General features: G+C 46.5%; 8 protein-coding genes. All 8 read left to right on the top strand.

Going from position 1 to position 15,543, the window contains the following annotated elements:
- Positions 1–2: 2 nt before the first annotated feature.
- The 8 genes from AC1RM2_RS32470 (at position 3) to AC1RM2_RS32435 (ending at position 15,346) form a co-directional block, all read left to right on the top strand.
- Positions 3–896 carry a sugar phosphate isomerase/epimerase family protein gene (locus tag AC1RM2_RS32470; protein WP_274213746.1) on the top strand — a complete coding sequence of 298 codons (894 nt, stop codon included), beginning with the start codon at positions 3–5 and terminating at the stop codon, positions 894–896.
- A gap of 6 nt (positions 897–902) precedes the next feature.
- Positions 903–2,837: a hypothetical protein gene (locus tag AC1RM2_RS32465; RefSeq protein ID WP_492989279.1), complete on the top strand. Its 1,935-nt coding sequence runs from the start codon at positions 903–905 to the stop codon at positions 2,835–2,837.
- Positions 2,834–3,577, top strand: a complete 744-nt coding sequence (locus tag AC1RM2_RS32460; protein WP_492989278.1) for an L-rhamnose mutarotase — start codon at positions 2,834–2,836, stop codon at positions 3,575–3,577. Before AC1RM2_RS32465 ends, AC1RM2_RS32460 begins: the two co-directional genes overlap by 4 nt.
- A 30-nt stretch (positions 3,578–3,607) precedes the next feature.
- Positions 3,608–4,687, top strand: a complete 1,080-nt coding sequence (locus AC1RM2_RS32455; RefSeq protein WP_492989277.1) for a Gfo/Idh/MocA family protein — start codon at positions 3,608–3,610, stop codon at positions 4,685–4,687.
- A gap of 8 nt (positions 4,688–4,695) precedes the next feature.
- On the top strand, positions 4,696–6,285 hold the full coding sequence (locus AC1RM2_RS32450) for a sodium:solute symporter family transporter (protein WP_492989276.1): 1,590 nt from the start codon (positions 4,696–4,698) through the stop codon (positions 6,283–6,285).
- An 80-nt stretch (positions 6,286–6,365) separates the two neighbouring features.
- Positions 6,366–9,659 (top strand): glycoside hydrolase family 2 TIM barrel-domain containing protein, encoded by a 3,294-nt coding sequence (locus AC1RM2_RS32445; RefSeq protein WP_492989275.1) that lies wholly within the window; start codon positions 6,366–6,368, stop codon positions 9,657–9,659.
- A gap of 5 nt (positions 9,660–9,664) precedes the next feature.
- Positions 9,665–13,072 (top strand): glycosyl hydrolase, encoded by a 3,408-nt coding sequence (locus AC1RM2_RS32440; RefSeq protein WP_492989274.1) that lies wholly within the window; start codon positions 9,665–9,667, stop codon positions 13,070–13,072.
- Between the two features lie 228 nt (positions 13,073–13,300).
- On the top strand, positions 13,301–15,346 hold the full coding sequence (locus AC1RM2_RS32435) for an aceric acid hydrolase (protein WP_492989273.1): 2,046 nt from the start codon (positions 13,301–13,303) through the stop codon (positions 15,344–15,346).
- The last annotated feature ends 197 nt before the right edge of the window (positions 15,347–15,543 follow it).

The following is a 15,543-nucleotide window of genomic DNA, read 5'->3' as shown; positions in this document are numbered from 1 at the left end:
ATATGAAAAGCAGGTTGATATTGGTTTTGGGTGTTGTGCTATTTACAATAGGGGTGGCACAACAGGTTATAGCGCAAACTCCATCGGCGAAGCAGCGGTACAAGGTAGCGGTAGTTGACCTCATGATAATCAAAAGACAAAAAATTGGTGCTTTCCAACTTGCAAAAGATGTTGGCGCCGATGGGGTTGAGGTCGACATGGGTGGCCTTGGTGATCGCGAGACATTTGATAATCAACTGGCAAAAGATTCGGTACGGGAACTGTTTTTAAATAAAGCTAAAGAGCTGGGCCTGGAAATACCCTCATTGGGAATGACCGGTTTTTTTGCACAATCATTTGCCGAACGGCCCACCGCCGTTAAGGCTGTTGAAGATTGCATCAATACCATGAAGCAAATGAATGTAAAAGTTGGCTTTTTGCCATTGGGCATTAAAGGCGACCTGGTTAAATACCCAAACCTGCGCCCCGCAATAGTTGCCCGCTTAAAAGAAGTGGGTAAAATAGCCGAAAAAGCGGGTGTAGTAATTGGTATTGAAACTTCACTGGACGCCAGGAATGAGTTACAGTTATTAAAAGATATAGGCTCGCCAGCCATAAAAAGCTATTTCAACTTTCAAAACGCACTTGATAATGGCCGCGACCTGGAAAAGGAATTGCAGATACTGGGCAAGATGAATATTGTAATGATTCACTGTACCAATACTGATGGCCAATGGCTGCAAAACGACCCTGAAATAAACATGGAACGGGTAAAGGCAACTTTAGATAAAATGGGCTGGAGCGGCTGGCTGGTGATTGAGCGGTCGAGAGATACTAAAGATGTGCATAATGTTAAATGGAACTTTAGCGCCAATGCCACTTACATAAAATCAATTTTTCAAACATCAAACCAATAATTGTTAATGAACATCTGCCGCATATTTATTGTCGCGTTATTATTAGTCGTTGCTTTAACAGGCAGCGTTTTCGCGGCAGAAATATGGGTATCGCCAAAAGGATCAGACAAAAATACGGGTACGCAACAGCAACCATTGGCTACGGTAGCCATGGCGCTGAGAAAGGCGCGCGAACTGCGCCGTCTGAAAGATGGATCCATAAAAGGAGGCATTCGTATTATGGTCGAGAAGGGGCTTTACCAATTATCCGAAACTTTGTTTATCCGTCCCGAAGACTCGGGTACCTCAGATAGCCCCACCATTATTGAAGGTGCTGACAAAGGCGAAACTATTTTAAGTGGCGGCATCCATATAAACGGCTGGAAAAAGCTGGAAGGAAATATCCCTGGTTTACCCTTGAATGTTGCCGGGAAAGTATGGGTTGCCAACGCACCCTTAATTGGTGATGAAGTATTGAATTTCAGACAATTATGGGTTGATAACACTAAAGCCACGCCGGCACGGGAAACAGATACGCCATTAATGGGCCGTATTTTATCATGGGATCATCAAACCCAAACCTGTTGGATTCCTAAACCCGCGGCCTTTGATACCCTGCACATTAAGGGTATGGAAATGTTTATACACCAGTGGTGGGCTATAGCTATACTAAGGGTTAAATCGGCAAAAGTGGCGGGTGATAGCGTAAGGTTATCCTTTTACCAGCCCGAAAGCCGTATCCAATCGGAACATCCCTGGCCTGCGCCCTGGATCTCCAAAAAAACGGGTAACTCTGCTTTTTTTCTCAGCAGATCGGTGCAGTTTTTAAACCAGCCCGGTGAGTGGTACCTGGATATGGAACATCGTAAAATATACTACTTACCCCGCCCCGGTGAGGATCTGTCCACAGCCACGGTAACTGTTCCTGTCCTTGAGAATATTGTAAAAATTGAGGGGACGATAGATCACCCCGTAAGTTATTTCAGTTTTAAAAATATTGGTTTTCAGCATAGCAGCTGGCTCCGGCCTTCAAAAGCAGGTTTGGTGCCGCACCAGGATGGTATGTATATGCTGGATGCCTACAAGCTAAAAATACCCGGTACGCCGGATAAAAAAGGGCTGGAAAACCAGGCATGGGTTGGCCGTCCTGCCGCTGCTGTTGAGGTAGCTTACGCCGCCCATACCACCTTTGAAGGCTGCCGTTTTGAGCACCTGGCCTCAACAGGCCTGGATTATCAGCGGGGAACACACGATGATGAAATAAAAGGTAACTTGTTTAAAGACATCGGGGGAACAGCCATCCTCGCAGGAGTTTATTCGGATGAGGCACAGGAGGTTCATTTACCTTATAACCCAACCGATAAACGCGAGATATGCACCAATGAACGCATCGAAAACAACTTAATAACAAATGCCACCAATGAAGACTGGGGATGCGTGGGCATAGGCGCAGGATATGTAAAAGGCATTACCATAGCCCATAACGAGGTTTGCGATGTAAACTATACCGGCATCAGTATGGGCTGGGGCTGGACAAAAAGTATCAACGCCATGAGTGACAACCATATTACAGCCAATAAGATTCACCACTATGCGCGTAATATGTACGATGTGGCAGGTATTTATACCTTATCGGCACAACCAGGTTCAGTGATCAGTAATAACTACGTGGATAGTATTTATAAAGCGCCCTACGCACATGATCCGCAGCACTGGTTTTACTTATATACCGACGAAGGTTCATCATACATCACCATTAAAAACAATTGGTGCCCTGCAGAAAAATTTCTGAAAAATGCAAACGGCCCTGGTAATGTATGGGAAAATAATGGCCCGCAGGTGGCAAACGAAATTAAAAAAGCGGCAGGGGTAGAGCCGGCTTATCAATACCTGCTTAAATACAAAACAGTTAACCGGGAGGGCCAGCCCATTAATAACTATAAGGAGGGATCGGCGAAATGAAGAGGAACTCTTTGTTTAATCTGCTGGCCATATTGCTCATTGGAGTAATATGCTTTTTGAGTTTTTGGAGGTCGCCTAAAGATCAGGTAAGTAAAACACCACAGGTGAAATCAGTGATACTGAAGAAGCCCCTGGTTATTGAAATAATTCTTGCGAAGGATTCTGTGTTTAATTCAGAGCCTTTGTTTGATCTGGCGAAAAGTTTCGCGTTGGAGATAGACGACATTACTCAATGGAAAAATCATATCGCGGTATATGCTGATATTTCAAACCCGGAAGAGCTGGTTAAAAGTATCAAGTCAGCTTATCCCAACCCTCATGATACCATCCGGGCATTTGACGAGCCGTTTTACACCTTTAACCGTAAAATGTGTGCCGATACACTCAATGCAAAACAACGCCAGAACATTCTTTTAAGCGCAAACCTGGTTAAAGACCCCAAATTGCAGCAGGAATATTTAAACTACCATGCAACCCAGTTCCAGAAATGGCCCGAGGTTTCCAAAGGTTTTTGCAACGCCAATTTTCAGCAACTGCTGGTTTTTAAAAATGGACGGCAGTTGATGTTAGTCATCAGCATTCCCAAAGGCGAAAGCCTGGATAAGCTGAATCCCAAAACAACAGAAAACAACCCAAGGGTAAACGAATGGAATAAGCTGATGAAAAAATACCAGGAAGGCATTCCCGGTACAAAGCCCGGTGAAGTTTGGGTGTTTTTTAAGCCATTGAAAATTCAATAATTCAATAACTCAATAATTCAGTAATTAAAAATGAAGGTAGGAATATTAGGATTAGGCGAAGGCCGCAGTACCATGTCGGCAGTATTACAGAGCAATAAACTGGAATTGAAAATGGTATGCGATATGAGTATTGAAATGTGCAAGCGCCGTGCAGCGGAGTTTAACTTTCATAACTACACAACCAATTACCAGCACATGCTGGATGATGCAGACATTGATATTATTGCCATTTATACACCCGACCACTTGCATGCCGAACATGTGAAACAAGCCCTGCATTATGGCAAGCATGTAGTATGTACCAAACCCTTTATTGATGACCTTAGCAAAGCCGCCGAATTACTGGACCTTGTTGAAAAAAGCGGCAGAAGGGTGTTTGTTGGCCAAAGCTCCCGTTTTTTTGAGCCGATGAAAAAGCAGCGCCAGGATTATGAAGCAGGCCTGGTTGGCGACCTGATCACCATTGAGGCTTATTATCATGCAGATCATCGCTGGTTTTTAGATAAACCCTGGTCGTTACAAAATGCTTTTAAATGGCTTTATGGAGGCTTAAGTCACCCCACTGATTTTATTCGCTGGTACCTGCCCAATATTGAGGAAGTAATGGGATACGGCATGTTAAGCTCAAACGGGGCAAAGGGCGGATTGAAAAACCCAGATACGATGCATTTTATATTTAAAGCAACCGATGGACGCATTGCCAGGGTAAGCGGCTGCTATACAGGCCCGGTACAACCCGCTACCCGTGACAGCGAGATGAGCTGCATTTTAAGAGGTACCGAGGGCTGCAGCCAGGGCGATTATATGGACCTGCGCTATGCCATAACCGATAAAACCGGCGAAGAAAGGATCATTACCTGGGAACATAAGCTGAAACATTATTTCCGCTTTGAGGGCAAAAGCCATCACGCCGGCGAATACCAGAATTATCTTGAATATTTTGCCGACAGCATTACCGAAGGTTTTACGGCTTATCCCGATATTAAAGAAGGTGTAGGCACCATTGCGCTGCTGCAGGCTATGGATCGGTCCCTGCAAACAGGCAGGCCGGTTAAAGTCGACGACATTTTAGCCGAATATCATTTAACCGCTAATCAGCTCAGCGCATGATCATCGCAATGAGCAATATTGTGTCGCGCTTAACAGCCCTGGATTACGGGGTGGTGGCTGTTTACCTGGTGGTCTTATTGGTGATTGGCTACCGTGCCAGTTTTAGCAACAAAAACAAAACAGACGAAACACTTTTCCTGGCCAATAAATCATTAGGATGGCCCAGTATAGGTTTCAATATGTGGGGTACCAACGTGGGGCCATCCATGCTGCTGGCTTTTGCCAGTATTGGTTATAGCACAGGCATAGTAGCTGTAAATTTTGATTGGTATGCCTTTGTATTCCTGATGCTGCTGGCCCTGGTTTTCGCGCCCAAATATATTGCTGCTAAAGTATCAACCATGCCCGAGTTTATGGGCAACCGTTACGGCGACTCGACACGGAACATCCTGGCCTGGTATGCACTCATTAAAATGCTCATTTCCTGGTTGTCATTAGGTTTGTTTGCCGGTGGTTTTTTGGTGAGGCAGATATTGGGGATCCCCATGTGGCAATCGGTTATTGTGTTGGTTTCATTTGCGGGGCTGTTTGCATTTGCGGGGGGCTTAAAAGCCATTGCCAAAGTGAATGTATTCCAGATGTTGTTGCTCATCGGTGTATCATTAACCTTAACGGTTTTAGGTATAAACAAGGCGGGCGGTCTTTCGGCAGTATTTCATAAAGTGCCCGGCAATTACTGGAACCTTATTCACCCGGCCAGCGACATTAAATACCCCTGGTATGCTATATTGCTGGGTTACCCGGTATCGGCCATCGCGTTTTTTTGTACCGATCAGGCAATGGTACAATCTGTGCTGGGCGCTAAAAACCTGGAGCAGGGCCAGCTTGGTGTTAACTTTATTGGCTGGCTCAAGATCCTGTCGCTGCCGCTATTTATCCTTACGGGTATTTTGTGCTTTATTCTCTATCCGCATTTGGATGATCCTGCATTGGCCTATATGACCATGGTAACCAACCTGTTTCCTCCCGGTATGAACGGGTTGGTGATAGTAGTGCTGATAGCCGTTTTGGTAGGTACTATCGGCTCGTCATTAAACTCGTTAAGCACGGTTTTTACCATGGATATTTATGCCGAAAAAATTAACCGGGACGCCAGCAACCAGGACTTAATCAGGATTGGCCGGTGGGTAGTTGTTGCAGGCTGCCTGTTTGCAATAGGCATGGCGCTGGCTATTGATAGCATTAAAGGGCTTAACCTTTTCGATGTATTTCAGTCGGTGCTGGGCTTTATAGCCCCGCCGCTGGCCGTTGTGTTCCTGCTTACCGTTTATTGGAAACGCACTACACGTAAAGCAGTAAATACTGTTCTTTCGGCAGGTTCGGCTTTTAGTTTGGGTACGGGAGTGGTGTACCTGTGGGTGCTGCCATCTGCTAAGTACCATTTCTGGCCGCATTACCTGTTGCTGTCGTTTTACATTTTTGTTTTTCTTGCTGCCCTGGCTGTTGCAATTTCCTTGCTGGATGCTTCGCCGGAAATTTATAAACCGGATGCTTCGGAAATCAGCCGGATAGCCAAACCAACCAAACAGGTAAAATTAGCCTGGACATTACTCACTATAGTAATGATTGTTTTATACCTCATTTTTAACGGACACTAAATGAAAAACACTACTACCAGGTTTGCACACTCGGAAAATCTTATTGAGCCAAAATCTGGCTCTATAGCACATAGTAAGGGATGATGAAAAGATTGATCTATATTTTATTTGTTTTTGGAGTAGCGCCTTTTACGCTTCACGCCCAGCTGGTTGATAAAACCCCGGCACCTATACCCAATGTGCCGGTGGTTTATGATACTGAACCCTGGGAAAACCCCTCTGTTGATGGCATAAACCGCGACCCGGCCAGGGCTACAGCTTATTCATACAGCAGTATTAAAGACGCGCTGTCGGGCAATCGTGAAAAATCGGGCAGGATGATGTCTTTAAACGGCTACTGGGATTTTAGCTATGCCGTTAAACCGGGCGATGCGCCAAAAGATTTTTACAAAGGCCGGGTAAGCGGCTGGAAAAAGATCATCGTGCCCTCCAGTATCGAGATGCAGGGCTATGATAAGCCTATTTATAAAAGTGCAGTTTACCCGTTCAGGCCGGTTAACCCGCCGCATGTACCGCAGGATTATAATGGCGTGGGCAGCTATCAGCGTACTTTTACCCTGCCTCAAAACTGGAAGGATCTGAATATCACCCTGCATTTTGGCGGTGTAAGCTCGGGTTTTAAGGTATGGCTTAACGGCAAATTTTTAGGTTATGGCGAGGATAGCTTTCTGCCGTCTGAGTTTAATATCACGCCTTATTTGCAGGCCGGTGAAAACGTAGTATCTGTACAGGTGATCCGCTGGAGCGATGGCTATTTTTTAGAAGACCAGGACCAGTGGCGCATGAGCGGCATCCATCGCGAAGTATTGCTGCTGGCCGAGCCTAAACTGAGGATTGCCGATTTTGAGTGGCAGGCTAAGCTGGATAAGCAATATAAAAATGCGGTGTTCAGTATCCGCCCAAGGATGGAGAACCTTACAGGCAAAGCTGTTCCCGGGTATAAAATTGAGGCCCGGCTTTTCGACAAAAACAACAGGGAAGTATTTCAAAAACCGCTGGAACGCAGTGTTGAGAGTATGATCAACGAGATCTACCCCCGGCTGGATAATGTAAAGTTTGGTTTGCTGGAAACCACGCTGAAAAATCCCGCTAAATGGAGCGATGATCAGCCTAACCTTTATACACTTACGCTGTCGCTGCTGGATAACGCCGGGCAAACTGTGGAAGTTAAGAGCTGCAAGGTCGGCATCAGGAGTATTGAGTTTGGCAAGGATGATGGTAAATTACTCATCAACGGAAAAGTTACCTACCTGTACGGCGTAAACCGGCCCGATCATGACCCGGTAAAAGGCAAGGCATTATCCCGAGATGATATTTTAAATGATGTGCGCACCATTAAGCGCTTTAATTTTAACTGTATCCGCACAAGCCATTACCCAATGGACCCCTACCTGTATGACCTGTGCGATGAATATGGCATTTTGGTAATTGACGAAGCCAACCTGGAAACCCATGGCCTCGGCTCCAAATTAAGCAACGATCCTATGTGGACGGGCGCCTATCTTGACCGTGCAACTCGCATGGTGATGCGCGACAAGAACCACCCGAGCATCATCACCTGGAGTTTAGGAAACGAGGCAGGCAGGGGGCCAAACCATGCGGCTATGGCTGGCTGGATCCATGATTTTGATATTACCCGCCCGGTGCATTATGAACCCGCCCAGGGAACCCCGCAGGCCGATGGTTATATAGATCCTACAGATTCGCGCTATCCCAAAACAAACGATCACTCACACCGGCTGCAAAATCCAATCGATCAGCCTTATGTAGATATTGTGAGCCGAATGTACCCGGGTTTATACACGGCGCCATTATTGGCCAACCAGCAAAACGGCGATAACCGGCCGATATTTTTTGTGGAATACTCGCACGCTATGGGTAATTCCAACGGCAACCTGAAAGAATTTTGGGACCAATGGCGATCAACCAAACGCATCATAGGTGGAGCCATATGGGAATTTAAAGACCAGGGACTGTTAAAAAAAGATTCTGCCGGGGTACCATACTATGCCTATGGCGGCGACTATGGCGAACGCTACTTTGATAACTTTACCATTAAAGGCATTGTTGCATCAGACGGGCGGCCCAAACCGGCTATTTACGAATGCAAGCATGTTTTTCAACCTGCAGAATGTACGCTGGCGGATGCCGGTAAAGGATTAATCAAAATGAAAAACTGGCATAGCACAGCTTCGTTGAGTCAATACGATGTGTATCTCCAGGTGCGGGAAGATGGTAACATCATTGCCAAAAAACAAATGCCGCATGTTGACTTGGCTGCCGGTAAGGATACCATCATCAGCATAAGACAATACCTGCCCCGGTTTAAAACGGACCACGAGTATTTAGCCGATATTCATTTTAACCTTGCCGAAGATAAACCTTGGGCTGCAAAAGGATATGAAATTGCGGAGGATCAGTTTTCACTGACGGGTTTGCCTGTTGTTAAATCAATTACTGGTGATTCCCCGGAGATTGCTGTTGATGATGCTAAATCAGCTTATACATTAAACGGAAAAAACTTCAATATACGGGTAGATAAAACAAACGGCGCACTAAGCTCCTATGTATGGCAGGGACAGCAGCAGGTGTTCGCACCGCTTTTACCACATTTTACACGGCCCGTTACCGATAACGATCACCGGGGATGGAAAGCCGAAAAAAAACTAAAGCCATGGTTTGGCAATCAGCCTCAATTAAAAAATATCAGTATTGACCGCTCGGCAAAAGGCTTGGTGAAAATTAACAGTACTTACACGCTTATTAATGACAGTGCTTCTGTAAAGGTTACGTATACCATAAACGGAAAAGGTGCTATCAAGGTTGATTACAGCCTGGCCGCTGATAAAAACCTGCCCGATCTTCCCAAAGTAGGTATGCAAATGGGAATTTTGCGGGCCGATAGCAATATTGCCTATTATGGCCGTGGGCCTTACGAAAACTATACAGACAGGCGAACAGGTTCCGAAGCCGGTATTTACAACCAGGCTATCCACCAGTTTATGGAGCCTTATGTGGTACCACAGGAAAACGGCAACCGGACTGATGTACGCTGGATGCTGCTGCATAATAAAACCGGTGGCCTGCTAATAACAGCCGATAGCTTGCTCAGTATGAGCGCCTGGCCTTATACCGAAGATAATATCCTGCATGCTAAACATACCAACAAACTAAAAGACGCGGGTTTTATAACCCTTAATATCGATTTGATACAAATGGGTGTAGGCGGAAATGATAGCTGGTCGGAGGTGGCGACGCCGTTGGAACAATACCGTATACCTGCAAAGGATTACCATTATACCTTTTATATCACGCCATATAACGAAGTTGTCGATAAAGCGGGCGAGGCGGCCCGTAAAATAAAATTTAACTGATGTTTATGAAAAGGTTCATCCTGGTACTTCACACATGTATTTGCTGCATCGCATTGCAGGGCAGCGCCCAGGTGCGGGGTGTTTCCTATGCAAAGGATGAGTTGAAAAAAACTTTTTTGCATCCCGGCGAGGCAGCTAAACCCTGGGTGTTCTGGTACTGGATGCAGGCCGCTGTAACACGTGAGGGCATCACTGCCGATCTGCAGGCTATGAAGCAGGCAGGCATTGGCGGCGCTTATCTTATGCCTATAAAAGGGGCCGCAAATCCGCCATACTTAACCCCGCCGGTTGAACAACTGACACCCGAATGGTGGGCCATGGTGAAATTTGCTATGAAGGAAGCCGATAGGATTGGTGTTAAACTGGCTATACATGATTGTGATGGTTTCGCGCTTGCAGGCGGGCCATGGATCACACCCGAACTATCGATGCAAAAAGTGGTTTGGTCGAAAGTTAAAGTAGCGGGTGGTAAAGTTTATGGGGATACTTTACCAACTCCGTCACATTACAAAAATTACTATAAGGATATCGAAGTACTGGCCTATCCGTCTCCGCAGGGTGAGGGCATCAGCAGTTATGATGCTGAACCTAAAGTAAGCACCAGTATTGCCAATACCGATGTTCAATATCTTGCGGAGAAAGGCAATAAAAAGAGTTTTACAAGCAATGAGCCCTGTTGGATCCAGCTGGAGTTTCAAAAGCCTTTTACCTGCCGCTCACTTGTTATTCATACCGCAGCCAGCAATTACCAGGCAGAACGTTTGCTTATCGAGGTTAGTGATGATGGTAAAAACTTCAAGTCCTTAGGCAGACTTAATCCTCCGCGGCATGGCTGGCAGGATGGGGATTCGGAGATCACCAACGGAATTCCTGTTACTACAGCCAAATACTTCAGGTTTATTTATGATAAGGCAGGATCAGAACCCGGTGCCGAAGACCTTGACTTTGCCAAATGGAAACCCACGTTAAAATTATCGGGCATTGAGTTATCGTCTGAAGCGCGGATCCATCAGTATGAAAGCAAAACCGGCGAAGTATGGCGGGTAAGTAAAAGAACCACAGCAGCACAATTACCCGGTGAGCTTTGTGTTGACAAAAGCAGGATCATTAACCTAACCGATAAATTAGGTCCCGATGGTAAGCTTAACTGGAATGTACCGGCAGGCGAATGGACAGTACTACGCATAGGCCACACCTCAACAGGCCATACCAATGCTACAGGTGGTGCAGGCAGCGGTTTGGAGTGCGATAAGTTTAATCCAGAAGCAGCCAAAGTACAATTTGACCATTGGTTTGGCGAGGCCATCAGGCAGGGCGGCCCCGATCTTGCAAAAAAGGTGTTAAAGATATTTCATGTCGATAGCTGGGAATGCGGCAGCCAAAACTGGTCGCCGGTTTTGGCCGGGGAGTTTAAAAAGCGCCGGGGATATGATCTGTTGCCTTACCTGCCGGTAATGGCGGGTGTGCCTGTGCAAAGCGCCGACGTATCTGAAAAAGTATTGAATGATGTACGCCAAACCGTTGCCGAATTACTGGTTGATAATTTTTACGGCACCATGGCCAAACTGGCCCATGAAAAAGGCTGCGAATTTACTGCCGAAAGCGTAGCCCCAACTATGGTAAGCGATGGTATGCTGCATTACAGCAAGGCTGATATCCCCATGGGCGAGTTTTGGTTCCGCAGTCCTACACATGATAAGCCTAATGATATGCTGGATGCGATATCCGGGGGGCATATTTATGGTAAAAATATTATCCAGGCTGAGGCATTTACCGAGTTGAGGTTACTATGGGATGAGCACCCGGCTATGCTGAAAACTATGGCCGACCGCAATTTTGCCCTTGGTATTAACCGCCTGGTATTTCACGTAAATGTGCATAATCCCTGGCCCGACCGTAAACCGGGGATGACCCTGGATGGCATCGGGGTGTTTTTTCAGCGCGATCAAACCTGGTGGAAACCCGGTAAGGCATGGTTCAACTATCTTCGGCGTTGCCAGGCATTATTACAAATGGGACACCCTGTTACCGATATAGCCGTATTTACCGGTGAAGAAACACCACGCCGGGCAATTTTGCCCGATAGGTTAGTTGGCACCTTGCCGGGCATCTTTGGCGCCGAAAGAGTAAAACAGGAAGCCGAGAGGCTGGCCAACAAAGGCGAACCGATAGTAAGCAGCAACTCAGATGCCAGCCACTCGGCCAATATGGCTTTGCCCGAAAACTGGAATGATCCTTTACATGGTTATGCTTATGATTCCTTTAACCGGGATGCATTGCTGCGTTTGGCTAAAGTAAATAATGGCAGGATTGAGCTTCCCGGCGGTGCAAGCTATGCCATGCTGGTAATTCCGGGCGCGCATCCCATGTCGCCCGATCCGGGTTTGATGTCACCGGAGGTTGTAAAAAAGTTACAGCAATTGGTTAACGATGGCGCAACTGTGCTGATGAATAACAAACCTTTAAAGGCTAATGGCATGACCGATGACCAGCAGGTGAAACAAGCCGGCGAAGCATTATGGGCATCTGCTAAAGACAAAACCACCCGGGGTAAAGTTTTAACCGGGCCATATCAGGAGGATACTTTTGATAAGATAGGTATAGCGCGTGATGTAATTGTTAAAGACTCCGCCGGAAATTACGCTGATGGTATCGCCTGGACACATCGCAACGCGCCAGGCTTTGATATTTATTTTATATCCAACCAGCAGGAGCAACAACGGATGATTGAATTATCCCTAAGATCAGCAAAAGGCCGCCCCGAACTATGGGATGCTTTAACCGGCGAAAATGTTTTAGCTGCCAATTGGCAGATAATAAAGGGCCGCACCGTTTTGCCTTTGCAACTCGCTGCACACGGATCTGTGTTTGTTGTGCTCAAAAAAGGTGTTGGCCCACTTAAAGTGACTCATCATGTTAAAAGCAAAAAGGGAACGCTATTACAAACGCTTAAAGCACAATGGGAACTTAGTTTTGACCCTAAGCTTGGCGGTCCGGCAATACCTGTTGTGTTTGATAAGCTGGATAGCTGGACCGAACGGCCGGAGGATGGTATTAAATATTATTCGGGTACGGCAATCTATAAGCAAACTTTTGTCAATAGAGGTGTTGCTGCCGAAACATGGCTCGACCTGGGTAGCGTCGCCAACATGGCACAGGTTTATGTAAATGGTATTGATTGCGGCGTGGCATGGACTTACCCTTACCGGGTAAATATAACTAAGGCAATAAAACCCGGCACTAACAAGCTGAGCATCGAAGTAACCAATACCTGGGCCAACCGCCTGATAGGAGACCATGCCAAACCCGAAAAAGATAGAATTACATGGACAAACGCACCATACCGTTTAGAAGGGAAAGCTTTGTTGCCCGCCGGTTTATTGGGGCCTGTGAGGTTGGTATGGGTACGATAGGGAAGGAAATGCATAAGGTATACAGCGTGTAGGTGGAACGCTGGCTACGACTCACCCGGCCGGCGCTTCGCTGGGCCACCCTCTCTTCGGCTGCGCCGCAAAGAGGGTGAAGCTCAATTTTTTATCTTATAACCCCTCTATGCGCGAAGTGGAGAGAGGGGTGACGGGCGTAGCCTCGTCGGGGTGAGTCGACTCGGCAGTATATTAAAAAGGAATAAAATATCGAATATGAAAAATATATGGAAATGTGCGGGGATTTTGTTGTGCCTGGCATCAGCGGTTAAAACATCCTATGCTCAAAATAAATCGCTTGTTAACACCACCAAAAGCCCCTTTGCTCAATTGAGTAGTGTGGATATGGGTAATGTAACCTGGACGAACGGCTTCTGGGCCGATAGGTTTAAAGTTTGCCGCGATACCATGATCCCCAACCTGTGGCGCGTTTATACCGATCCGAAGATCAGTCATGCATACCGTAATTTTGAAATAGCCGCCGGCCTGGATACCGGATCGCACGAAGGACCGCCCTTTCATGATGGGGACTTTTATAAACTGTTTGAGGCGGTTGCCAGTATGTATGCCTCAACGCGCGATGCTAAATTAGATGAGCTGATGGATAAAACTATCACTGTAATTGCCAAAGCACAACGCGCGGATGGCTACATTCATACACCTACAATTATTGAAGAGCGCAAGCATACCGGCAAGGAAAAAGCATTTAACAACAGGCTCAACTTTGAAACCTATAACCTGGGCCATTTAATGACTGCTGCCTGCGTGCATTACCGGGCAACAGGTAAAACTACTTTGTTAAAAGTGGCCATAAAAGCAACGGATTACCTTTACAAGTTCTACAAAACGGCATCACCGGAACTGGCGCGGAATGCCATTTGTCCGTCGCACTATATGGGGGTAATTGAGATGTACCGCACTACGCGCGATCCCAAATACTTGGAGCTGGCTAAAAATCTCATCAATATCAGGGGCCTGATGGAGAACGGTACTGACGATAACCAGGACAGGGTCCCTTTCAGGCAGCAAACCCAGGCTATGGGCCATGCGGTGCGGGCCAATTACCTTTTTGCCGGCGCCGCCGATGTGTATACAGAAACAGGTGATACAACCCTTATGCATACGTTAAACCTGATGTGGAACGATGTGGTAAACCGCAAAATGTATATAACAGGTGGCTGCGGCTCGCTGTATGATGGTGTATCGCCCGATGGTACATCCTATAATCCCAATGATGTGCAGAAAGTGCACCAGGCCTACGGGCGCGATTACCAGCTGCCAAACTTTACCGCGCATAACGAAACCTGCGCCAATATAGGCAACGTGTTATGGAACTGGCGGATGCTGCAAATTACCGGCAAAGCCCAATATGCCGATGTGATGGAGCTGGCTTTGTACAATAGCGTACTATCGGGTATCAGTTTAAGCGGGCGGAATTTCCTGTACACTAATCCGCTGAGCTATTCGGATGATTTGCCCTTTAGCCAGCGGTGGTCGAAGGATAGGGTGGGGTATATCAAGCTTTCCAATTGCTGCCCGCCTAATGTGGTGCGTACTATAGCCGAGGTGAGCGATTATGCCTATAGTGTATCCGACAAGGGCCTGTGGTTTAACCTTTATGGAGGCAATACCTTATCAACCAAATTAAAAGATGGTACCCCAATTAAGCTTACACAAACTACCAATTATCCCTGGGATGGTAAAATTACTATCCGTTTGGATGAGGTGCCGGGCGATAAAGCGTTTTCCATTTTTCTGCGGATACCGGGTTGGTGTAAGGGTGCTGGTATCAAATTAGCAGGGCAGCCGGCACCGCAGCTGGATACATCGCCAGGTGCGTACACGGAGTTAAATGTAGTATGGCAAAAAGGCATGGTGATAGAACTTAACCTGCCCATGCCGGTAACCATGATGGAAGCTAATCCCCTGGTTGAGGAAACCCGCAACCAGGTAGCCGTGAAACGTGGCCCGGTGGTGTATTGCCTGGAGTCGGCCGATTTGGCCAAAGGGCAAAAACTATTCAATATTGCTTTATCGGCCCAAAACGAACTGAAACCAGAAATGATGTTGATTGATAACAGCAATATCATGAGCCTCACCGGCAAAGCCGATGTGCACAACGAAGCCAATTGGAAAAACCAGCTATACAAGGAAGTATCAACCCCAAAACAAAACGCGGTGGATGTAAGGCTGATCCCTTACTATGCCTGGGGCAACCGTGGCCATGTAGATATGGAAACATGGCTCCCGCTGGACAGGTAGTTTTTAGGTAAAAGGTAAAAGGTTTTATGCAGTTTCGGCAAGGGCGATTTAAAACTTGCGAAGTTTCAAAAACTTCGCAAGTTTGGTTGGTGTGCTTTTAAGTTCATTTTTAAGGCCTGGTAATTTTAAAAATAGTCCAATTTTTTGTAAATTTGTATACTGGCCGGCCTATACGTTACTTTTAACAATAAAAGTAA

The organism is Mucilaginibacter sp. GW822-FHT03E02 (assembly GCF_058801545.1).
This window is presented reverse-complemented; position numbering and strand designations above follow the sequence as displayed.

What these genes read in the sequence shown, in the direction of transcription:
- AC1RM2_RS32455 (WP_492989277.1), top strand. Translation starts at nt 3,608, where the DNA reads ATGAAGGTAGGAATATTAGGATTAGGCGAAGGCCGCAGTACCATGTCG.
- AC1RM2_RS32465 (WP_492989279.1), top strand. Translation starts at nt 903, where the DNA reads ATGAACATCTGCCGCATATTTATTGTCGCGTTATTATTAGTCGTTGCT.
- AC1RM2_RS32460 (WP_492989278.1), top strand. Translation starts at nt 2,834, where the DNA reads ATGAAGAGGAACTCTTTGTTTAATCTGCTGGCCATATTGCTCATTGGA.
- AC1RM2_RS32445 (WP_492989275.1), top strand. Translation starts at nt 6,366, where the DNA reads ATGATGAAAAGATTGATCTATATTTTATTTGTTTTTGGAGTAGCGCCT.
- AC1RM2_RS32450 (WP_492989276.1), top strand. Translation starts at nt 4,696, where the DNA reads ATGAGCAATATTGTGTCGCGCTTAACAGCCCTGGATTACGGGGTGGTG.
- AC1RM2_RS32440 (WP_492989274.1), top strand. Translation starts at nt 9,665, where the DNA reads ATGAAAAGGTTCATCCTGGTACTTCACACATGTATTTGCTGCATCGCA.
- AC1RM2_RS32470 (WP_274213746.1), top strand. Translation starts at nt 3, where the DNA reads ATGAAAAGCAGGTTGATATTGGTTTTGGGTGTTGTGCTATTTACAATA.
- AC1RM2_RS32435 (WP_492989273.1), top strand. Translation starts at nt 13,301, where the DNA reads ATGAAAAATATATGGAAATGTGCGGGGATTTTGTTGTGCCTGGCATCA.